We start from the raw sequence: 21,957 nt of genomic DNA, 5'->3' as shown, positions 1-21,957 counted from the left end.
CGCCCGCCGGTCTGATCCCTGCGGCTCCGAGGAATCAGTGCCTGCTCTGCTTCGCCAGGCGGCTGGGCCACCAGATTCGCCGACCCACGTCCAGCGACAGGGCCGGCACCAGCAGGGACCGGACGATGAAGGTGTCCAGCAGCACGCCGAGCGCGACCGCGAACCCGAGCTGGATCATCGACACCAGCGGCAGCGACGTGGCCGCGGCGAAGGTCGCCGCCAGGACGAGTCCCGCAGAGGTGATCACGCCTCCGGTCAGCACCAGTCCGCGGATCACGCCGGCCCGGGTGCCGACGTGGACGGCCTCTTCGCGTACCCGGGTGACGAGGAAGATGTTGTAGTCGACACCGAGCGCTACGAGGAAGACGAAGGCGAGCAACGGGAAGTTCGGATCGGAACCCGCGAAGTTGAACACCGTGTCGAACAGGAACGCGCTGATCCCGAGCGCCGCCGCGAACGACAGCACGACCGTCGCGATCAACAGCAGCGGGGCGACGAAAGCTCGCAACAGCACGATGAGCACCGCGAGCACCACGAGCAGCACGATGGGGATCAGCAGGTCGCGATCGCGTTCCGCGGCGTCGACCGTGTCCAGCCGGATGGCGGTGTAGCCGCCGACCTTGGCCGCGGCGTCCGGCACGCTGTCGACTGCGGTGCGCAGTCGCTCCACGGTGTCGAAAGCCGCTTGGCTGTATGGCTCGTCGGCAAGGGACACGTCGAACCGGACGAGCCCGTCCGCGGTGAGCGGTTCGCCGACCTGCGCGACGCCCTCAGTCGCCTGCAGGGTGCTGCGGAGCGGGCCGGCCGCCGCGGCCTCGCCGATCACGACGGTCGGGTCCGCCGAGCCAACCGCGAAGTGCCGACCGAGCGCCTCGGCGCCGGAAACCGACTCGGGCTTGGTGACGAAGCTGTCCTTGTCGGCGAGACCGGTGGCCTTCAGCGAGGTCAGTCCGAACGCCATCGCACCGAGCACGAGCGCCGTCACCACCCAGACCACCCGAGGCCGCGCGCCCACCACGCTGGCGATCCGACCCCAGGTCCGGTGACCCGAGGTGGCGTCGCTGCCGTCGAACGTCGGGTCGTAGCGCGGCACCGCCGGCCAGAACACACCCCGCGGCAACACCGTCATGAGCGCCGGCAGCAGGGTCATCAGGACGACGAACGCGCACGCCACACCGGCCGCCGCGACCGGGCCTAGCCCGCTGTTGGAGTTGAGGTCGGCCAGCAGCAGGAAGAGCAGCGCGATGATCACCGTCGCGGCGGACGCGAGGATCGCCGGACCGGCTCCCTTCACCGCCAGCGCCATCGCCTCGTGCTTGTCCTGGTGACTGCGCAGCTCCTCGCGGTACCGGGCGATGAGTAGCAGGGCGTAGTCGGTGCCCACGCCGAAGACGAGGACCAGCAGAATGCCGGAGCTCATCCCGTTGACGCTCACGTCGAAGTACTTGCCGAGCAGGTAGACCCCCGCCTGGGCCATCGACAGCGCCACCAGCGTGCAGGCCACCGGGACGAACCAGAGGAACGGACTCCGGTAGATGAGCAGAAGCAGGACGACGACCACGGCGAGTGCCGTGAGCAGCAGGGTGGTGTCGATGTCTCCGAACGCCTCGACCACGTCGGTCAGCGCACCCGCCGGTCCGGTGACGTATACGTCCAGACCGGACTCTCCACCGCCGACGATGTCTCTGACCTCGTTGACTTCCTTGTCGATCTCCTGCGTGTAGTGCAGCGGCAGGATCACCTGCAGCGCCTCGCCGTCCTCGGACCGGTTGGGTCCCACGATGTCACCGGCACGGTTGCCGAGTGCGCTGAGCCGGCCGATGTCCTCGCGCGCTTTGGCCTCGTCGGCGGCCGTGACGCCGCCATCGCGCTCGTAGACGATGACGGCGGGGGTCACGTCGCTCTCGAACCGGTTCTCCAGTTCGTGGACCTGCGTGGACTCCGCGTTGGCCGGAAGGAAGCTGATCGGATCGTCGTTCTGGATGCTCTCGAGCTTGCCGGCAACCGGACCCGCGACCGCGAGCAGGACCACCCACAGCCCCAGGACCAACCATTTGGTACGCCTGCCGCCGGGGAAGCGGGCCAGGCGGCCCGGATTCGGTCCGCGGGGAGCGGTGCCCGCCTCGTCCCGCGTTTCGGTCTGTACCATCCTGCGGCGTCCCTCCGTTTGCCAACCGGCGCGAATCGATTCTCAACCCCTTGCGCGGTCCTGACCGATGTGCCAGGCGCCAAGGCGGGCCATTTGTGACCTCCACCGACTCTCACAGTGTGTGACGATCGTGGCGGCCGATTCTGTTTTGAGATAAACCTTGCATTGATTCAAGTCGATTACTTTACGTCAACCAGCATGCCCACACACGCACATGCGAGCGCACCCCACTGGCCTCCGACGGCCCAGGGGTGGCCCCTTGCGAAGCATCCGGCACCATCCTTTTAAGATCATGCTCCGCGAAGAGTACTTGGTGACAAGTATTCTAGCTGGAGCAGTCATCTGTCCAGCCGCTCGACCCTCTCAATGCGCCGCCGTGTCGCCAACCAGCCCGTCCGCATCCGCATATTCCCTGTTCAGAGGGGGGCTTGCGCGCGCGGATCACCTGCGCTTCGATGCCGGCTCGGGCGAGGTCGGATCTTGGCGGCCACGACGAGGCGTCACCGTCAGTAACCATCCCGACCGTCTACGTCATGGCGCTGGAGATCGCGTCCAGAGGCCAGGGTGTCATGTGAGCCTTAAGTGCTAGCCCTAATGGGCCAACGGCCACCTCCTTGGGATAGCCCTCTTGAAGCCGATCTCAATGTGCCGTTAGCGTTTCGCTCGATCTCAGGCGGAGATCTATCCATACTCCGGCGCCGGGGGGAGTGGACATTGACATGACCCAATTCTATCTGTTAGGCGAGCTCACGGTTTTACATCGCGGGAGGAACTGCACGCCCAGCCCACCCATGGTCCGTAAGGTTCTCGCCGTACTCATGCTCGGCGCGAATCAGGTGATCCATGTCGACAGGCTCATCGAAGAGCTGTGGGACAACTCGCCACCGATGAGCGCGGTCACCACCGTGCAGACGTACATCTACCAACTGCGCCGGGCGTTCGAGGCGGCCGGCATCACCGGTCCGGCCGGCGAGGTGTTCGTCACCAAGCGGCCCGGCTACATCTTCGTCGTCGACCCGGAGCAGATCGACGTGCAGATGTTCCATCGCCTCGCCGCCGAAGGCAGCGCGCTCCTGGAGGCCAGAAAGCCGGAACGGGCCGCCGTGGTGCTACGTCAGGCGCTGGGCCTGTGGACCGGGCCGCCACTGGAAAACGTGGCGCTCGGCCGGCTTCTCGAGGCTCACGCGGTGCTCCTTGCCGAGGAGCGGCTGCGGGCGCTCGAACTCCGGATCCAGGCCGACGTGATGCTCAACCGGCACCGCGAGCTCATCGGCGAACTACGCTCGCTCACCACGGTGTACCCGCTCAACGAGTGGTTCCATGGGCAGCTCATGTCGGCGCTCAGCCGTTGCGGCCGGCGCGGCGAGGCGCTCGACGTGTACCGTCGGCTCCACGCGACCCTCAACAACGAGTTGGGACTCGATCCTTCCCCGGAGCTGCAACGCATGCAGCGCAACGTTCTCCGGGCGGCCTGAGTGGTGTCCAAGGGATCTCAAGGGGTTCACCAAACGCCCGTGAAAACGTCGGCGCATGGAATCGACATCCGCGGATACCCAGACCGGCCGTCCCTTCTCGCCACTACAGGCACTGGCCCAGCTCAACCCGTACGTCTGGTCGACTGGCCTGTTCATGCGCGGATTCGCGCTGATCAAGGCGGCGGATCACCTGGCCGACGGACCGCGCACCGCCGCCGAACTGGCGGAGGCCACGGGCACCCACGCACCAAGCCTCGCGCGTTTCCTGCGGGCGTGTGCGCTGCACGGCCTGGTGACGTGGGTCGGCAAGGACAGGTACGAACTCACCGAGCTGGGACAGCTGGTGCGCTCCGACGTGCCGTCGCTGCGCAGCTTCGTCATCGCGGTCAACGGCCCGGGCATGACCCGGGTCTGGGAGCACCTGGTCGACGTGTTGAAGACCGGCGAACCGGCGTCGAAGCAGGCGCTCGGCATGGACCACTGGGAGTGGTACGAGGCCAACCCGGAGGAAGGCCGCTACTACGCCGAGTGCAACGGCCTGCTCACCGTCGAAGCGGCGCACGTGATCGCCGCCAGCTACGACCTCTCCCAGGTGACCCGCATCGTCGACGTCGGCGGCTCACCCGGTGCGCTGCTGGCCGGAGCCCTCAAGGCGGCCCCGCAGGCGACCGGTGTGCTGTTCGACCTGCCGGCCGCCGTACGCAACGCCGAGAAGACGTTCGCCGAGCAGGGGCTCACCGACCGGCTGGAACTGGTCAGCGGCGACTTCATGACCAGCGTCCCCGAAGGCGGCGACCTCTACCTGGTCAAGAACATCCTCTGCGACCTCGACGACACGTCCGCTGCCACGCTTCTGCGCAACTGCCTGGCCGCCATGGCGCCCGGGGGACGACTGCTCCTGTTGGACTGGATCTACACCGACACCCCGTCGTTCGTGCACGCCACCGACGTCGAGTTCATGGTGCTCACCGGTGGCCGGGGACGCACCCTCGACGAGTACCGGCAGCTCCTCGTCGACGCCGGTTTCGCGCCGCCGGAGCGGGTGCAGCTGCGCGGCTTCGAGATGGCCCCGTTCATCGTGCTGGAGGCGGCACGACCCTGACAGACGTGACCGGACGCGCCCGCACGGACGCGCTACGGTCCGGCGGCCATCTGACGGACGGCGGGGACCAGCCATGCGCATCCTGTTCAGCACATGGGCCTGGCCTTCTCACCTGTATTCAATGGTGCCGTTGGCGCGGGCTTGCCAGGCCGTCGGGCACACTGTCGCGGTAGCCAGCCAGCCGGGGCTGTGCGAGGCGATCCGCCAGGCGGGGTTGCCGGCGGTCAGCGTCGGATCCGATGTGGACACCGTTTCGGTGTTTCGCGGCTTCGTGCTCGCGCCGGACCGTCCGGCCTGGACCACGGGACGTTCGTCGATCGATCCGCCCGCCGGTCCACGGCCGGCCGGTCCGGGGTCCAACGGCGGGTCGACGCGTCCACCCCGGGTGCTCGACCTGTTCGGCCGGCTCGCCGACGTGACCGCCGGCCCGTTGCTGCGGTTCGGTCGGCGTTGGCAACCGGACCTGGTGATCCACGACCCCACCGAGTTCGCGGGGCCGGTGGTCGCGTCGGCGCTGGGCGTACGCGCGATCCGCCACCTCTACGGTCTGGACCTCATGTATCAACTGCGGCGGTTCCTGCCCGCCGTGGTCGCGCCGGTGGCCGAGCGGCTCGGTGTGTCCAACGTAGACGTCGTTGACGCACCGACCATCGACCCCTGCCCGACCGACTTTCAGCTGCGGGTCGACTACCAACCAATTGTGATCCGCAACGAGCAGTACCACGGCCTGCCACAGCCGCCGTGCCGTCCACTCGACCCGCCGCGGCGACCGCGTGTCTGCATCACCTGGGGCACGACCATCGGTCGGCTCGGCGGCGCCTCGCTGCATCTGGCGGGTGACGTGGCGCGGGCGCTCGCCCCGCTCGACGCCGACCTGGTGGTCGCGGTCACCCCCGAACAGGCCAGCCTGCTCGGCGAGCTGCCGGCCGGAGTACGGGTGGTGGAGGGCACTCCCCTGAGCGCACTGCTGCCGGACTGCACGGCGGTCGTCCATCATGGCGGCGCCGGAACGACGTTGGCCTGCCTGCGCTACGGGCTCCCGCAGCTCGCCGTTCCGCAACTACCCGACCACGCTCTCCACTCGCGCCAGATGGTCGGCGCCGGGGCGGGGATCACGTTGAACCGTCAGCTCGCCACGGCCGACCGGCTCCGCGACGCGGTGGTTGCGCTGCTGTCCGAGCCGTCCCACCGGGACCGGGCCGAACAGATGGCCGACCAGATGCGCCTGCGGCCGCGGCCGCCGGACATCGCCGCACTGCTGGCGAGTTGACCGGCCGTCTCCACAGCGAAGGACGCCGGCGCCGAACTGACTCGGCGCCGGCGTCCTTTTGCCGCGTGTGTGCGGTCAGCAGTTGCTGTCCCGCAACAGTTGGTTGTACGGGCCGTCGCTCGTCGAACTCTCCTCGTGGACGTGCAGGCCGTCTTTCGGCACACCCATGAAATGGACGATCTCCTCGCTGTTCGTGGTCGTGGTGAACGCGCTGACGCCCATCCGGTAGTACAGGTCGACCAGGATCGGCTTCGGGGTGATCGCCGGCCGCTCGCCGGCACGCAGCGCCGCCATCAACACCGCGAGGTCGTAGTTGAACGGGACCGCGGGCCGTTGGTAGTACTCGTCGCTGCCCACCTGGACGACCTGAACCCCGTCGGGGACCGGGTCGGACTCCACGTGGTAGACCGGCTGGGTCAGCACGTCGTATCGGAACACGTCGTCGAGGAAGTCGGCGAACTCGGCGGGCACCTTCGGCCGGACGGCTTCGGCCCACCAGCGGTAGAGCATCCGCTTGGCGGCCGGGTCGCGGTAGAGATAGTCGATCGCCGCGCCCGGGGTGGCCGTTCCGATCGCCACGAGGTCACGCAGCGCCCCCGCGCCCGGCTCGTCGGTCTGCACCACCCACTCGTCCAACGAGAACAGCACCTGCGACTGGGTGATGCCGGCCAGTTCCCGTAGCGGCGCCCAGCTGTGCCGCAACACCGACGCGTCGGCGATCACCCGGCTCCAGAACAGGAACCGCTGCATCCGGTCGTTGTCCTCCGGGCTCATCGTGTTGTGTCTGATCACGTATTCGAAGTCGTCGTTGTCACCCCGTACCGAGATGATGCCGTACTCCTGCTTCTTGTCGGAGTAGTCGGTATTGGGCAGCAACAGCATCGGATACACGGCGATACGGGAGACGTACTTCGACAGCTTGTCGTAACCCTCCATGAAGGACTCGACCGTCTCGCCCGGCGCACCCCAGATGAGCTCGGCGTAGCATTCCAGGCCCTGCTGGTTGAGCCAGCCGACCAGGTCGTCCCATTCGTTGACTCGCATGTTCTTGCGGTTCATCTTCTCCAGCACGTTCTCGTCCAAGGACTGCAGCGCGAGAGTGAACGAACTCTTCAGCCCCGCCTGGGTCATCTTCTTGACGATGCTGTAGAACACTTTGGACTTGTTCTTGGCCCAGGAGCTCTCCAGCGCGCGCGGATAGCCGTACTGCGCGCGGATCTCGATGAGGTCGTCGATGAAGTCCTCGTCGGCTTTGAGCAGGCCGAAGTTCGCGTCGCACAGGCAGATCGTGTGCACCTGCAGCTTCGCGTAGAGCTCCACCTCCTGGCGCAGGCGTTCGCGGGAGAACGCCCGGACCCGCTGCCCGATGGCACCGCCCCAATAGCAGAACGCGCACTTGTACGGGCAGCCCCGGTTCGTCTCCATCAGCGCGACGTCGTAACGGAACCGCCCCTGGTCGTCGGTCAGGTCGATGGCGCCGGTGAGCACGGCGGAGGGAATGACGTCCAGGTCGTTGATCCGTTCCCGCGTCGCCGTCGTGACCGGCACGCCGTCTGCGCCGCGGTACGTGATTCCGGTGATGTGGCCCAGATCGTGTCGGGAATTGCCGTCCAGGTAGGCACGGAGGATGTCCGCGAAGACGAACTCGCCTTCGCCGTTGACGACCACGTCGACCTCCGGGAACATGCGGAAGATCCGCTCGCCCTGGTTCGCCACGTGGGTTCCCCCGAAGACCACCCAGCCGTCCGGCTTGAGCTGCTTGAAGGTTTCGGCGATCGCACCGAACGTGCGGAAGTTCCAGCCGAACACCGAGCAGGCCAGAACGTCCGGAACACCCTTGCGGACCAGGTCGTCCGCCATCTGCGTCTGGGTGACGCCACCGCGGTAGTTGAGGATCGTGAAGTCGGTCGCGCCCCGGATTCGCTCATCGGCAAGGGCCGTCGCCTTCAGCGATCCGGCCGCCAGCGGCATCGACTCCAGCGGCATGTCCCAGATGCCCTGTTGCAAGAAGTAAACCGATGTTTTGGCCTCGGACATGGCACACCCTTTCGGGAGATGGGCTTCCACGTACAGGCTCACAAGCGAATGTCAAGCACTGCTGAAGAATTGGTCGACGCCGCGCGTTGAGCGGTCCGCGAGCGGACCCTGCCACTCTGATCCGTGTCCGTTACCGGGACGGAGAGGACAACAGATGCGGCTCGCGGTGAATCTCAGCCACGTCGACGCGGTGGAGCAGGCCCAGGAGGCCGAGCAGCTCGGCTACGACGTCGCGTTCGCACCCGAGGGATACGTGACCGACGCGGTCTCAGTACTCGGCTACGTCGCTGCCCGAACCACCCGGATCCATCTCGCCGCGGGCGTGTGCGAGATACCGGCGCGCAGCCCGGCGATGACCGCGACCACGGCGGCGACGCTCGACCTGCTGTCCGGCGGACGGTTCCGGCTCGGCCTCGGCGTGGCCAACAGCTACTTCTCCGAGTCGTGGCACGGCACGCCGTTCACCGCGCCGCTGGCCCGCACGCGGGAGTACTTCGAGGTCGTACGGCTCGCGCTGCGCCGGGAACCGGTGCGCTACCAGGGAAACCACTTCTCGCTGCCGCGTCCCGGCGACGAGCCGTTCCGGATACACCTTCCGGGCGGTGACCGAGAGATACCCATCTACCTGGCCGCGGTCGGCCCGCGCAACCTCGAACTCGCCGGCGAGATCGCCGACGGCTGGATCGGTGTCTTCTGCACCGCGCCGTTCGTGGCCGATGCCGTGCGGCTCATCGGCAAGGGTCGCGCGAACGCCGGCCGGGACATGAACGGGTTCGACGTGGTCGTGTCCGTGCCCGTGCTCGTGGCGGACGACCCGCGCGCCGCGGCGGACCCGATCCGGGGCTACGTCGCCCGCTTCATCGGGCTCGGCGCACCCGAGCAGAACGTGTACTACGCGCACCTTCGGCGGCTCGGATACCAGACGGACGCCGACGAGGTGCTGGCCCGCGTGCGCGCCGGCGACCTCCGGGGCGCGGCCGCGCGGGTGCCGTTCGAGTTCGTCGACGAGATCTCACTCATCGGCCCGCCGCAGCGGATCGCGCGCCGCATGGCGGCGTACGCCGAGGCCGGGGTGACCACGCTCGCGCTGTCACCCTTCGCCGCGGACCCGATGGCCCGCAGGATCGCCCTGCGCGTCGCGGCCACCGTTGTCGACCAGCGTCCCGACCCGGGTCTCGAGGCCCAACCACCCGCCGCCGCAACAGAATCCCACCGAAAGGAGACACCAGGATGGCCGGTGCCGACCAGCGTAAGTTGAGCTTTCCGTTCCCTGACACGAGCGGTTCCGAGCTCCCATCGGAGTTCGCGAGGCTGCGCGAGGAGCAGCCGGTGGCGCGCGTCGTGCTGCCCACCGGCGACGAGGCCTGGCTGGTCACCCGCTACGCCGACGTGCGTGGCGTGCTGACCAACCCGCTGTTCAGCCGGGCCGCGGCGGAGGCGCCGGGCGCGCCGCGGATCGGCCACAGCGGCCCCGGCCCGCACACGATCCTGGGCATGGACCCGCCGGACCACACGCGGCTGCGCAGGCTGGTGGCACAGGCGTTCACGGCGCGGCGGGTGGAAGAGCTGCGGCCGTGGATCGAGAAGATCGCCAACTCGCTGTTGTTCGCCGTCAACGTGGCGCCCCGGCCGGTCGACCTGATCGCCACGTACACCCTCGCATTGCCGCTCAAAGTGATCTTCGAACTGTTGGGCGTCGACTACGAAGACCGCGACAAGCTGCACGCCTGGGCGGAGGTCATCTTCAGCCTCAACGCGCACAGCGCCGAGGCCGTGGCCAAGGCGCGCGGGGACCTCAACGAATACCTGCGCACGATGATCGACGCACGGCGTCGGAAGCCGACCGACGACCTCGTGTCCGCGCTCATCGCGGCGCGGGACGAGGGCGACAAGCTGTCCGAGGACGAGCTCGTCGACTTCGTGCTGATCCTTCTCACCGTCGGCCACATGAGTACGGCGAACAACCTCACCAGCGCGATCTTCAGCCTGCTACGGCACCCGGACCAGTTGGCGCGGCTGTACGAGAACCCGGAGCTCGTGCCGGACGCGGTCGAGGAACTGCTCCGCTACAACCCGTTCACCCTGACCGGCACCCAGCTGCGGGTGGCCGTCGCCGACGTCGAGGTCGGCGGTGTCCAGGTGCACGCGGGCGATGCCGTGGTGGCGGCGCTCGGCGCGGCCAACCATGACCCGTCGGTGTTCGCCGACGCCGGCACGCTCGACCTCGCCCGCGATCCCAACCCACATGTGGCGTTCGGTTACGGGGCACACCACTGCCTCGGCGCGCAGCTGGCCCGGGCGGAGATGCAGATCGGCATCTCCGCGCTGATCCGGCGGCTGCCCAACACCCTGCGCCTGGCCGTACCCGAGGACTGGCTGACCTGGCGGCTCGGGCTGACCGCCCGTTCGCTGGCCAGCCTGCCAGTGGTGTGGTGACCGGCGGGTGGCGGCTCGAGCTCGACCGGGCCGCGTGCCGTAACGCCGGCGTGTGCGTCGGCATCGCCGGCGCGTACTTCGAGCTGGACGCGGACGGGCGATCGCGTCCCCGGGCCGAGTTGGTGTCCCCGGACGACGCTGTGGTCGACGCCGCGTTCGCCTGCCCGATGGAGGCGATCAGCGTGCTGGACACGCGAACCGGACGGGTCGTCGCGCCCGGCTCACTCCACCAGACGTGACGAAAGCGAAGGAGTGCACGGCGTATGTGCGGCATCACCGGATGGGTGGACTTCCACCGAGACCTGCGCGGCGAAAGCGAGACGACGCAGGCGATGACAGACACCATGGCCTGTCGCGGGCCGGACGACGAAGGCACCTGGATCGACGTTCACGTGGCGTTCGGCCACCGTCGGCTCGCCGTCATCGACATCGAGGGCGGCCGGCAGCCGATGGTCTCCCCCGACGGCCGGGTGGCGCTGACGTTCAGCGGCGAGATCTACAACTTCCGCGAGCTGCGCACCGAGCTCGAAGGCCGGGGGCACAAGTTCCGGACCCGCAGTGACACCGAAGTGGTCCTGCACGCCTATCTGGAGTGGGGCGAGCACCTGGCCGAACGGCTCAACGGCATGTTCGCGCTGGGCATCTGGGACGGCCACCGCGAGGAGCTCGTGCTGGTCCGTGACCGGGTGGGTGTCAAGCCGCTCTACTACTTCCCCACGATGGACGGCCTCCTGTTCGCCTCGGAACCCAAAGCCATCCTCGCGCACCCGCTGGCCGACCGGACGGTCGACGCGGACGGACTGCGGGAGATCTTCGGCGGGGTGAAGAACCCCGGCGCCAGCGTGCTGCGCGGCATGCCGGAGGTGGTGCCCGGGCACGTCCTGCGGGTGTCCCGGAACGGGATCGTCGATCGCACGTACTGGCAGCTGACGGCCCGCGAGCACACCGACGACCTGGAGACGACGGTCGCGACCGTCCGGGAACTGCTGACCGACATCGTGGACCGCCAGCTCATCTCCGACGTTCCACTGTGCACACTGCTGTCCGGCGGGTTGGACTCCAGCACCATCACCGCGCTCGCCGCCAGGGCGATCGGCGAGCGCGACGCGGTTCGCTCGTTCGCCGTGGACTTCGTCGACAACATCGAGGACTTCCAACCCGACGTGGTGCACCCGACGCACGACGCGCCGTACGCACAGGAGGTGGCCGATCTCGTCGGCGCCGACCACACGCACGTCGTGCTCGGCAGCGCGGAGATGACCCAGCCGGCCGTACGCGAGGCGGTGGTGCGGGCCCTCGACTGGCCGATCCTGATCGCCGGCTCCGGCAGCATGGACATCTCGCTGTATCTGCTGTTCCAGGCGATCCGGCAACGGTCGACGGTGACCCTGACCGGTGAGGCCGCCGACGAGCTGTTCGGCGGATATCCCTGGTTCCACTTCAAGGAATACACCCAGACCGGCACGCTGCCCTGGACCCTGGCGCACAACCTGGGCTTCCACTCGCTGTTCGGGCCGCTGCTCGCCCGGATCGACCTGCCGGGCTTCCAGCGCGAGGCGTACCGGAAGGCGGTCGAGGAGGTGCCGCGGCTACCCGGGGAGACCGGCCAGGAAATGCGGATGCGCGAGTTCACGTACTACTTCATCACCCGCTTCATGCGCACGCTGCTCGACCGCAAGGACCGGCTGTCGATGGCGGTCGGCCTCGAGGTGCGGGTGCCCTACTGCGACCACCGGCTGATCGAGTACGTCTACAACACGCCCTGGGAGATGAAGAGCACCGGCGGACGCGAGAAGGGCCTACTCCGCTCGGCGGTCACCGACCTGCTGCCCAAGAGCGTGCTGGAGCGTCCGAAGACCGGCTACCCGGTGTCGAAGGATCCGGCGTACGGCCGCATCGTGCGCGAGGAGTTCTGCAAGCTGCTCGCCCGCGACGACGCGGCGGTGCGCCCACTGCTCAACCCGGCAGTGGTACGCGCGGTGCGGCAGGACCCGTCCAGCGCGGCCATGCTGACCGGCACCGAGGTGGATTTCGCCTTGCACCTCAACACCTGGATCGAGATGTACGACCTGAAACTCGACATCTGAGGGAGCCGATGTGGGAGTTGCACCATGGGCCGGACGGCGCGTCGCCGTCGTCGGCCAGGAGGGTGTCGGCCACGGCGTCACGCGGCGCATTCAGAGCGCCGGTGCCACGCTCACCGTGGTGGGCGGGGAGTCGGCCGGCGCGCGGTCCGCGCCCGACGTCGACGGTGCCGAGGTCGTAGTGGTGAGCCTGCGCGACGAACTGGCCGTCGAGGAGACGTTCCTCGACGGCGTCGCGCCGGCGCTCGGGCCCGGGACCGTGGTCGTCGACCTGACCCCGGTCTCGGCCGAGTACGCCGAGGAGGTGACCCAGCGGCTGGCCGAACGGAAGATCAGCCGGGTCGAGGCGTGTGTCGTCGGTGACGATTCCATGGCCGAGGCGGGCGACCTGGCCGTGTTCGCCGCCGGCGCCGAGGACGACGTGGCGGCGGCCGCGGACGTACTGGCGCTACTGACCCGTCGCGGCCATCAGTACCTCGGCCCGATGGGGCGGGCCAGCGCCCTGCGGGTGGCGATCAGCATCGTGGTCGGGGCGCAGGCCTCGGCCCTTGTCGAGGCGGTGACCTTCGCCGAGGCGGCCGGCCTCGGCCGGGAGCCGTTGCTGTCCGGCATCGCCGAGTGCGGAAGCGTCTGGCCGGCGGTCGACCGCCAGGCCCAGATGATGGGGGCCGGCCGGTACCACCCGGCCCGCCTACCGGTCGGCGGGGTAGCCGACGACCTGCGGCTCGCCGTGGAAACGGCGGCACGCCGCAACCGTCAGCTGCCTCTCACCCAGGCGGTGGGCTGGCAGTTCGCCCAGGCGGTGGCGGCCGGTCACGGCGCGGCCGACGCCGCCGCGGTTCTGCAGACCATGAAACGTTCGACCGTCGAGCTGACGCTCGCGAGAGGGAGTGGTGGCAATGGCTGTGCGTGCGGCGGACACTGAGGCACGGACGTCCGGCGATCCGGCCGGCAACGGAGCCGCGCCCGGTGACCATCCTGGCCGGTTCCTTCAGCTCGGCACCGCGTTCTGCGGAGCGAAGATCCTCCTCGGCGCGCTGGAACTCGGCCTCTTCCCGCTGTTGCGGAAGGCCGCGCTGACCGAACCGGAGATCCGCGAGCAGCTCGGCCTGCACCCGCGGGGCACCCGGGACTGGCTGAACGCGTTGGTGGGCTTCGGCGTGCTGGAATACGACGGTCAGCGCTACCACAACGCCGCGGGCACCAGTCGGTACCTCATCAAAGGCCAGCCGGGCTACGTCGGCGGTTTCCTCGAGCGAGCCGACCGGATGCTCTACCCCGCCTGGGGCCGCTTCACCGACGCGTTGCGCACCGGTGAACCGCAGAGCACCGATGAGGAGGGCGAGCCGTACGACACGATGATCACCGATGCCGACCAGCTGCGCGAGTTCCTCGGCATGATGGACGCGATGAACGGCCAGTTGGGCCCGCAGCTCGCCGAGACCTTCGACTGGTCGGCATACGGGTCCGTGGTGGACGTCGGCGGAGCCCGTGGCAACCTGATCGCCCCGGTGGCCAAGGCTTTCCCGCACCTGGACGCCGGCGTGTTCGACCTGCCGCACGTCGAGCCGTTCTTCCACGAGCACATGGCTACCCTCGGGCTCGACGGCCGGGTGCACTTCACGGCCGGCAGTTTCTTCACCGACCCACTGCCGCGGGCAGACGTCATCGTCATCGGGCACGTGCTGCACGACTGGTCGCCGGAGCAACGTGAGGCGCTGGTGGCCAAGGCATACGAGGCGGTCAACGAGGGCGGAGTGCTCCTGGTCTACGACCCGATGCTCGACGAGGAACAGCCCAACCTGATCAACCTCGTGATCAGCCTCGACATGCTGCTCACCACGCGGGGCGGTGCCGAGTACGCCCCCGGTGAGGCGCGGTCCTGGTTCGAGAAAGCCGGATTCACCGTCGTCGACCAGCGCCCGCTGGGCTTCAGCGACACGCTGATCGTGGGACGCAAGGACGGCTGAGGGTCGGCCTTCGGGCCGGGGATTTGGAAGGGGCGGGCGCGAAGCGCCCGCCCCTTCACAGTGTTCTGCCGCCGATCTCGTCGACGAGGGAGGTGGTGTGCTTGGCGTGCGCGAACAACGGGTGGGCCAGGACGTCGCGGAGGTACCGGGTGGTCGTGCTCACGCCCTCGACGCGGAACTCCTGTAGCGCGCGGTCCATCCGGGCGATCGCCTGGTCCCGCTCCGGCGCCCAGACGATCACCTTGGCCAGCAGCGAGTCGTAGTGCGGGCTGATCCGCATGCCCGGGTATCCGTGGGTGTCCACCCGGACGAACGGCCCCGCCGGCGGCTCGAACTCGTGGACCGTTCCGGCGGTCGGCAGGAAGTCGCGGGTCGGATCCTCGGAGTTGACCCGGCACTCGATGGCCACGCCGGTTCGCCGCACGTCTTGCTGCCGAAGGGTGAGCCGGTGCCCCGCCGCGGCGAGGATCTGCTCACGCACCAGATCCACCCCGGTCACCATCTCAGTGACCGGGTGCTCCACCTGTATCCGGCAGTTGATCTCCATGAAGGTGAAGTTGTGGTCCTCGTCCACGACGAACTCGTAGGTGCCGGCTCCCGTATAGCCGAGTTGGGCGGCGCTGCGCACGCTGCCGGCGCCCATCGCCTCCACCACACTGGCGGGCAGTGCCGGGGGCGGGGTCTCCTCGATGAGCTTCTGCCGCCGGCGCTGCACGGAACAGTCGCGGGCGCCGAGGTGCACGACGTTGCCGTGGTTGTCGGCGAGCACCTGCACCTCGATGTGGCGGGCGCCTTCGAGGTACTTCTCGACGTAGACCCGCCCGTCACCGAAGACCGCCTGTGCCGTGGCGCGGGTGTGCGCGTACTGGCGGAGGAAGTCGCGGGGCTCACGGACCACGGTCATGCCCCGGCCACCGCCGCCCGCGACGGCCTTGATGATGACCGGATAGCCGATCTCGTCCGCAGCCTCCTTCGCCTCGGTGCCGCTCTCCAGCGCGCCCGTGCTGCCCGGCAGCACCGGCAGCCCGGAGGCGACCGCGGCGGACCGGGCCTGCGCCTTGTCGCCGAGCCTCGCCAGCACCGAGGGAGGGGGTCCGATGAAGGTCAGGCCGTACGCCGCGCACATCTCGGCGAAGTCGCGGTCCTCGGACAGGAACCCGTACCCCGGATGAACGGCTTCCGCACCGGTCTGTAACGCGGCGGTGATGAGCGCGGCGGCGTTGAGATAGCTGTGTCGCGCGGCCGGCGGCCCGATCTGCACCGCCTGGTCGGCATGGCGTACGGCGAGGGAGTCGGCGTCGGCGGTGGAGTGCGCGACGACCGTGCGGATGCCGAGTTCCCGGCAGGTGCGGATGACGCGCAGCGCGATCTCGCCGCGGTTGGCGATGAGGATGGTTTCGAACATGTCAGCACGGTTCCAGGACGAACAGCGCCTGCCCGTATTCGACCGGGGCCGCGTCCGGTACCAGGATCCGTGCCACCCGCCCGGGCCGGTCCGCGTCGATCGGATTCATCAACTTCATCGCCTCCAGGATCGCGAGCTGTTGACCCTCGGACACGATGTCGCCCAATTGGACGAACGGGGGCGCACCGGGCTCGGGTGCGGCGTACAACACGCCGACCGTTGGCGCGCACACCGTGAAGGAGCCGTCGGGCAGCGTCGATTCCGGGTCCTCGGGTGGTGCGACCGCGGCGGGCGCCGACACGGGCGCCGCGGCGTGGCCGTTGGCTCCCGCGGGGTCCCAGACCACCTCCAGGGCGACGTCGCCGGCCTGGATCTTCACCTGGGTGAGCGGGAACGTGCTCGCTCTGCCGAGCCGGACCAGGTGGTCGGTCAGCGCCGCGAGCAGGTGTTCGGCGTCGGTCATCGGCCCCTCCGTTCAATGGTCACGTGCTCACCGACCCGCGCCAGCGGCACCGTCGGTAGGGAAAAGCCGTTGGCGGCCGGCGTCGAACCGAACCGCCGGAACCGTTCGCGACGGCGACTCACCAGTCGGTCCGGCGGAAGGCCGGCCAGCGAACGCAGGGCCGCGCTGACGGCCGCCCGCACCGAATCGGCGGTGGCGGCGGCATCGGTGTGCGCGCCCTGCCCCGGCTCGGGAATCACGCCGTCGACGATGCCCAACCGCAGCAGCTCCCGGGAGTCGAGATGCAGCGCCGCCGCGGCCTGCGGCGCCGCGGCGGCGTCGCGCCAGAGGATCGAGGCGCACCCCTCGGGGCTGATCACCGAATACACCGCGTTGCCGAGCGCGTACACCCGATCGGCGACCGCGAGCGCCAGTGCACCGCCGGAGCCGCCCTCGCCGGTGATCACCGACACGAGCGGGACCGGGAGCGTGGTCATCAGTCGCAGGTTCTCCGCGATCGCGACCGCCTGCCCCCGCTCCTCGGCCTCGATGCCGGGGTAAGCGCCGGATGTGTCGACCAGGGTCACCACGGGTAGGCCGAGCTTGGCCGCGAGCCGCATCAGGCGGGCGGCTTTGCGGTATCCGGCCGGCGTCGGCATGCCGAAGTTGTGCGCGAGGAGCTCGCGCATGTCGTGGCCTTTCTGGTGCCCTATCAGCACCAGCGGCTCGCCGTCCAGCCGGCCGATTCCGCCGACGATGGCGCTGCATTCGCCACTCATCCGGTCGCCGCGCAGCTCCACGAACCCGTCGCAGACATAGCTGAGGTAGTCCATTGTGGTTGGTCGGCCGGAGTGGCGGGCCAGTTGGACCGTCGCCCACGCGTCCAGCGCCGGCAGCTCGTCGGGCTCGGTGACGACGGAGCCGTCCGGGGAAGCCTTGGCCGGCGGCGGGTCGATACCCGGGCTGACCGGCAACCCAGCGAGCCGGTGGCTCAACCAAGCCGTCGACAGATGACCCAGCTCCCGGTTGTGGCCGGGCCAACCCAACGGTCCGACGGTTGCCGGGGGGCGCGGTCGACCGGCGGCGAGCAGCCTGGTCAGCACGGCACGCAGGGCCGCCCGCGGGTGGATCGCGTCGATCAGGCCGTGCGTGAGCAGGAACTCGGCGGTCTGGAATCCGTCAGGAAGCCGCTGCCGGATCGTCTGTTCGATGACCCGGGGACCGGCGAAACCCAGGTGCGCGCCCGGTTCGGCGATGATGACGTCGGCCAGGGTGACGAACGAGGCGGCCACTCCCCCGTACGTCGGATCGGTGACCAGGCAGACGGTGAGGATGCCGGCCTCGTCCAGGGCGGCCATCGCGGCGCTGGTCTTCGCCATCTGCATCAAAGACAGCAGACCCTCCTGCATCCGCGCGCCGCCCGAGGCCGACACGATCAGCAGCGGGGTCCGGGTTCGGCGCGCCGTGTCGGCCGCCGCGCAGATCCGCTCCCCGACCCCGGCGCCCATGCTGCCGCCGAGGAAGGCGAACTCCATGACCGCGGCGACGACGGGATGGCCTTCGATCGATCCGGTCGCGCAGAGCACCGCCTCGTCGAGACCGGTCCGCGCGCGGGCTTCCCGGAGGCGCTCGGCGTACGGACGCCGGTCGTGGAAGGAAAGGGGGTCGTCCTCGGTGTCCGGCTCCGGCAGCGCGACGATCGAGTCAGGGTCGAGCAGTTGCGCCAACCGCTGCCGGGCGCCCAGCCGCACGTGCTCCCCGCAGTCCGAGCAGACGCAGAGGTTCCTGACGAACTTGCGGGCCGGAGTGAGGGAACGGCAGCGTGGACAGACCTGCCACAGCGCATCGTCGGTGAGCGGCGCCGTCGATCGGGTCACAGAACCTCCAGCCCTCGGTTCGAACAGGTGTGAGCGGGCGGGGCGGAGTTGATCGGGCTACCCCCGGCCCGCCCGGCCGAGCACCCGGTGCAGCGCGTCCGCGAGTCGCGCCGGTTCGTCGTCCGTCGGCGCGCGCCACGCGACGATGCCGTCCGGCCGGACCAGCGCTACACCGGTCGGCGTCAGGCCGTATGCGGCGAGGAACCGGTTGCCAGGGTCGTCGAAATCTCCGCCGGTGCCGATGTGGTGGACGTCCACCTCGATGTCGAGCGCGGCGGCGGCGTCCTGCCAGGCCTTGCGCCACACGCCGTTGCCATCGGCGGTGAGCAGGACGAACCGGCGGCCGAAGAGGTCGATCGTGGACAGTGCCGCACCGTCGCGGGACAGTTCGACATGCGGCGCCCGGGTCCCCGGTGCCCCGATGTCGGCCAGGTCCGGACGGTCGCCGGGACCGCCTTCGTCGACGACGGCGGCGGAACGGTAGCGGTGGCCGAAGACGGTCGCCGCGTAGCCCGGTGCGTCGCCGTCGGGCGCGCCCATGCCCATGCGCAGCGCGAGCTCGGCCAACGCCTGGTCCATCGTGGACTTCGCGACCGGCCGCCGCTCGTCCTCGTAGCTGTCGAGCACGGCCGGATCCGCGGCACCCTTGAGCACCGCGCTGATCTTCCACGCCAGGTTGTGCGCGTCCTGGATCCCGGTGCTCGCGCCGAACGCGCCGGTGGGCGGAATGGCGTGCGCGGAGTCGCCGACCAGGAACACCCGGCCGTCCTGGAACCGGTCCGCGACCTGGGCGGCAAGCTCGAACCCGAGGACCTTCGCGCCGGTCTTCGGAATCTGGACCTCCAGCTCAACCGACAGGTCGGGCACCCCGATGGCGGCACGGATCCGCTGCACGCATCGCTCGTCGTCGAAGCCGTCCAGGGTCTCGCCGGCCTCCGGGTGGTAGGGCGTGAAGAACACCCAGCGGTTGCCGTCCAGCGGGGTCAGCAGCGTCCCGTGCTCCGGCTTGTTCAGGTATGCCAGGCCGACGTCACGGCCACGCAGCGGACCGGTGAGATCCGCCTTGAAGATGAGGCTGAGCACCCACACGAGCGTCCCGGCACCGGTCCGCGGAATGCCGAGCGCCTGCCGTACGCCACTGCCGTGCCCGTCGGCCGCGATCAGATACCGCGCGTGGATCTCACGTCGCACACCGGTCGCGTCGTCGGTGACCACCGCGACCACGCCGTCGTCGGTCTGCTCGAAGCTCGTCAGCTCATGGGAGTACCGGAGATCGGCGCCCAACTTGACGGCCTGCTCCCGGACGATCTCCTCCAGCCGATCCTGGTCGATGGAGAAGAATTCGCACGGCGTCAGGTCCCCGGTAATCTCGGGCACCTCGTCGGCCAGCGGGGTGAGCATCCGCGCCGGCCCGGCGAGGGTGTCGGCCTGAAGCATGGACTTCTCGGACATGTCGGCCGTGAGCGACCGTACGGCGTGCATCCGGCCCACGAGCCCGGACTGCCGGAGGACCTCCACCGCGCGCGGGTTGATCACCCGGGCTCGAGGGTGGAGCAGAGCGCTGGGTTGGCGCTCGACGACGATCGCTGACACCTCCTGCTCGGCGAGGAAGAGGGCAGCGGAAAGGCCAACCAGGGCACCGCCGACGATCAAGACCTCGGTACGCTCGACATCCAACGCTCGTCTCCTGTCAGGCTGGCGCGGCTCGATCGCGGTCCACACTGCCCCGACTGGTTGGAAGGCGGGTCGAGCGTCGCTCAACCGGCCGACCACCACGGTGCCTGCGGCCATCAACGTTGCGTAATGGGTGCGTCAGGCCGTGGTCGATGACGGGGCCCGTCCGGGCGGCGTGCGCCGTCGCGCCCACGGAGTCGACGTTACGACATCGACATCGGACGGTTCGGCGTGGAGACTGGCGTGACAGTTGAGCGCTGGGAGCCGTCGATGGACCTGAGCCGCATGCGTACCCTCCTCTGCGTCCTTGTCCTGGCGATCGTCGGCGGCCTCGCCGTGGCGTCGCCGGCCGCGGCGGGCGGGCGCTGCATCAGCACGCCGCGCGAATACCAGGCGGCCTGGGAGGCGCGGCAGGTCCGCTGCGTCGCGGACACGCTGTTCGCGACGACGCACGGCCGCGGTGACCGCTTCCTCTACCCCGAGGGCTTCGCGTACGCGTGGGCGGGGTCGAGCGTCAACCTCGAGGCGTACCTGCGACTGCGCCACCGCTACGGCGACGAGCCCGCGAAGGTCGGGGTCGGGATCCTGTCGTACGTCGGCTACCCGGGCCTCGACACCTGGTCGTTCCCGACGGACCTGGCGGTCTACACCCTCCCGCGCGGCGTCCAGGCGCGGGTGCCGACGTTCGCGGAATGGTTCCGGCTGGTCGACCTGGGTGTGCCGCGGGCGGCCTTGCGCGACCTGGAGCGGTCCTACGACCGGCTCGGCCGGACCGAGGACGTGGTCGACGCGTTCGAGGACGTCACCGGCTGCCGGCGTGCGGCGCTCCTCGACGGTGCCTTCCCGTCGGCGGAGATCGGCTGCGATGCCGACTTCATGGGCGCGCTGACCGCCGCGGGGCCTTCGCCTTACGAGGGCGCCCGGTCGACGCAGTGCTTCGCCAACTTCAAGGCTGGCTATGCGGGTCCCCGCAACGCTTCGGCGCTGAGAGCGGTGCTCTACCAGTGCCAGGACGCGGGTTTCCTCAACACCGGTGCCGGCCGGGGCTACAACACGTACGCGCATCCGTTCGTCTGCGAGCCAGCCGCCGCACAGTCTGTGGCGCAGCGATACACGGGCCGCGAGTTCGTCCTGCCGAACACGACCCTCGACGAGCTACCGAGCTATGTGGACATCACGCTCGACATCGGCGAGCCCGGCCAGCGACCGTTCCTGCACCAGGGCTACTGCTGACGAGCGCGGAGCAGGGCGGCCGCCGCGGCCAGGTACCGATCCTCGGCAGCCGCCGCCGCGGGTGAGGTGTCGCGCAGCGTCGGGAAGTTGTGTTCCGCGCCCTCTTCACGCCAGTGGCGGACCTCGACGCCGGCGTCCGTGAGGCGCGCCGCCAACGCCTCGCCCTCGTCACGCAGGGCGTCGTTCTCCGCGGTGACCAGCAGCGTCGGTGGCAGGCCGCTGAGGTTCGCGGCCAGCAGGTTGACCTCAGGTGACGGGTGGAGCGCCGGGTCCGGCAGCCACATGTCGATCCACTGCCGGAGCGTTTCGGCGCCGAACTCCGTCGCGCTCGGTGAGGACAGGGTTGGGTCGGCGTTCGGGCACATCAGCAGTTGGGCGCGCAGCGGGATCGTGGGCACGCGCAGTGCGGCCAGGACCGCGAGCATGCCGCCGGCGGAGTCGCCGGCCACCGCGAGCGGCACCACATCGCGGGCCAGCGCGGTCAGGACCGCTACCGCGTCGTCGACCGCGGCCGGGAACGGGTGCTCCGGGGCTCGGCGGTAGTCGACCGCCACCACGCATGCGCCTGTCGCCGCCGCGAGACGGCGTACCAGCGGGTCGTGGGTTTCCAGGTCGCAGATGACGAAGCCGCCGCCGTGCAGGTAGACCACCACCGGGCTGGCGTCCGGCTGGTAGACGCGCACCGGGACGCCGCCGACCTCCCGGTCCTCGGTGTGCATCGGTGGGCCTGGCCTGCGGGCCGCGGCGCGGGAGCGGGAGCCTGCTCGCAGCGCGACGATGTCGTCGATCAGCACACCGCAGGA

17 protein-coding genes are annotated in these 21,957 nt (G+C 69.5%); 10 read left to right on the top strand and 7 right to left on the bottom strand.

Annotated elements, in window-relative coordinates:
* Window positions 1-34: 34 nt before the first annotated feature.
* The gene (locus Air01nite_RS12585; RefSeq protein ID WP_203702198.1) at window positions 35-2,149 is read right to left on the bottom strand and encodes an MMPL family transporter; all 2,115 of its coding nucleotides are present in this window, start codon (window positions 2,147-2,149) and stop codon (window positions 35-37) included.
* A 791-nt stretch (window positions 2,150-2,940) separates the two neighbouring features.
* Between Air01nite_RS12585 and Air01nite_RS12580 the strand changes: the two genes are divergently transcribed.
* The 3 genes from Air01nite_RS12580 (at window position 2,941) to Air01nite_RS12570 (ending at window position 5,996) form a co-directional block, all read left to right on the top strand.
* Window positions 2,941-3,624: an AfsR/SARP family transcriptional regulator gene (locus Air01nite_RS12580; protein ID WP_239090666.1), complete on the top strand. Its 684-nt coding sequence runs from the start codon at window positions 2,941-2,943 to the stop codon at window positions 3,622-3,624.
* A gap of 55 nt (window positions 3,625-3,679) precedes the next feature.
* Entirely contained in the window at window positions 3,680-4,726 is a 1,047-nt protein-coding gene (locus Air01nite_RS12575; protein ID WP_203702196.1) for a methyltransferase, read from the top strand.
* Window positions 4,727-4,799: 73 nt separating this feature from the next.
* On the top strand, window positions 4,800-5,996 hold the full coding sequence (locus Air01nite_RS12570) for a glycosyltransferase (protein WP_203702195.1): 1,197 nt from the start codon (window positions 4,800-4,802) through the stop codon (window positions 5,994-5,996).
* A 75-nt stretch (window positions 5,997-6,071) separates the two neighbouring features.
* Here the strand turns inward: Air01nite_RS12570 and Air01nite_RS12565 are convergent, their stop codons facing one another.
* Window positions 6,072-8,033, bottom strand: coding sequence for a KedN5 family methylcobalamin-dependent radical SAM C-methyltransferase (locus Air01nite_RS12565; RefSeq protein ID WP_203702194.1), 1,962 nt, complete (start codon window positions 8,031-8,033; stop codon window positions 6,072-6,074).
* Between the two features lie 154 nt (window positions 8,034-8,187).
* Between Air01nite_RS12565 and Air01nite_RS12560 the strand changes: the two genes are divergently transcribed.
* From Air01nite_RS12560 to Air01nite_RS12535, 6 genes are all read left to right on the top strand, one after another.
* A complete protein-coding gene (locus Air01nite_RS12560) occupies window positions 8,188-9,291 on the top strand; it encodes an LLM class flavin-dependent oxidoreductase (protein WP_203702193.1) in 1,104 nt (367 codons plus the stop codon).
* A gap of 71 nt (window positions 9,292-9,362) precedes the next feature.
* Complete coding sequence (locus tag Air01nite_RS12555) at window positions 9,363-10,469, top strand: cytochrome P450 (RefSeq protein WP_203702192.1); 1,107 nt, start codon at window positions 9,363-9,365, stop codon at window positions 10,467-10,469.
* Complete coding sequence (locus Air01nite_RS12550; RefSeq protein WP_203702191.1) at window positions 10,466-10,708, top strand: ferredoxin; 243 nt, start codon at window positions 10,466-10,468, stop codon at window positions 10,706-10,708. Before Air01nite_RS12555 ends, Air01nite_RS12550 begins: the two co-directional genes overlap by 4 nt.
* A 24-nt stretch (window positions 10,709-10,732) precedes the next feature.
* Window positions 10,733-12,556, top strand: a complete 1,824-nt coding sequence (asnB, locus tag Air01nite_RS12545) for an asparagine synthase (glutamine-hydrolyzing) (protein WP_203702190.1) — start codon at window positions 10,733-10,735, stop codon at window positions 12,554-12,556.
* A 10-nt stretch (window positions 12,557-12,566) separates the two neighbouring features.
* Window positions 12,567-13,478: an NAD(P)-binding domain-containing protein gene (locus Air01nite_RS12540; protein ID WP_203702189.1), complete on the top strand. Its 912-nt coding sequence runs from the start codon at window positions 12,567-12,569 to the stop codon at window positions 13,476-13,478.
* Window positions 13,453-14,523 carry a methyltransferase gene (locus tag Air01nite_RS12535; protein WP_203702188.1) on the top strand — a complete coding sequence of 357 codons (1,071 nt, stop codon included), beginning with the start codon at window positions 13,453-13,455 and terminating at the stop codon, window positions 14,521-14,523. The genes Air01nite_RS12540 and Air01nite_RS12535 overlap by 26 nt, the downstream gene beginning before the upstream one ends.
* 55 nt (window positions 14,524-14,578) lie before the next feature.
* On the opposite strand, the gene Air01nite_RS12530 is transcribed toward Air01nite_RS12535, so the two are convergent.
* Genes Air01nite_RS12530 through Air01nite_RS12515 form a run of 4 tightly spaced genes read right to left on the bottom strand, consistent with a single transcriptional unit; the run spans window position 14,579 to window position 19,924 of the window.
* Window positions 14,579-15,928 carry an acetyl-CoA carboxylase biotin carboxylase subunit gene (locus Air01nite_RS12530; RefSeq protein ID WP_203702187.1) on the bottom strand — a complete coding sequence of 450 codons (1,350 nt, stop codon included), beginning with the start codon at window positions 15,926-15,928 and terminating at the stop codon, window positions 14,579-14,581.
* Between the two features lies 1 nt (window position 15,929).
* Window positions 15,930-16,391 (bottom strand): acetyl-CoA carboxylase biotin carboxyl carrier protein, encoded by a 462-nt coding sequence (locus Air01nite_RS12525; RefSeq protein ID WP_203702186.1) that lies wholly within the window; start codon window positions 16,389-16,391, stop codon window positions 15,930-15,932.
* On the bottom strand, window positions 16,388-18,247 hold the full coding sequence (locus Air01nite_RS12520) for an acetyl-CoA carboxylase carboxyltransferase subunit alpha (protein ID WP_203702185.1): 1,860 nt from the start codon (window positions 18,245-18,247) through the stop codon (window positions 16,388-16,390). The genes Air01nite_RS12525 and Air01nite_RS12520 overlap by 4 nt, the downstream gene beginning before the upstream one ends.
* A gap of 57 nt (window positions 18,248-18,304) precedes the next feature.
* Window positions 18,305-19,924 carry an FAD-dependent monooxygenase gene (locus Air01nite_RS12515; RefSeq protein ID WP_203702184.1) on the bottom strand — a complete coding sequence of 540 codons (1,620 nt, stop codon included), beginning with the start codon at window positions 19,922-19,924 and terminating at the stop codon, window positions 18,305-18,307.
* A gap of 240 nt (window positions 19,925-20,164) precedes the next feature.
* On the opposite strand from Air01nite_RS12515, the gene Air01nite_RS12510 reads away from it, so the two are divergent.
* Window positions 20,165-21,154 (top strand): hypothetical protein, encoded by a 990-nt coding sequence (locus Air01nite_RS12510; RefSeq protein WP_203702183.1) that lies wholly within the window; start codon window positions 20,165-20,167, stop codon window positions 21,152-21,154.
* Here the strand turns inward: Air01nite_RS12510 and Air01nite_RS12505 are convergent.
* A complete protein-coding gene (locus tag Air01nite_RS12505) occupies window positions 21,145-21,948 on the bottom strand; it encodes an alpha/beta hydrolase (RefSeq protein ID WP_203702182.1) in 804 nt (267 codons plus the stop codon). The genes Air01nite_RS12510 and Air01nite_RS12505 overlap by 10 nt on opposite strands.
* Between the last annotated feature and the right edge of the window lie 9 nt (window positions 21,949-21,957).

This window comes from Asanoa iriomotensis (assembly GCF_016862515.1).
In the GTDB taxonomy this organism is placed as follows: domain Bacteria; phylum Actinomycetota; class Actinomycetes; order Mycobacteriales; family Micromonosporaceae; genus Asanoa; species Asanoa iriomotensis.
The sequence above is the reverse complement of the archived record's forward strand: the minus strand, read 5'-3'. Positions and strand labels throughout refer to the sequence as shown.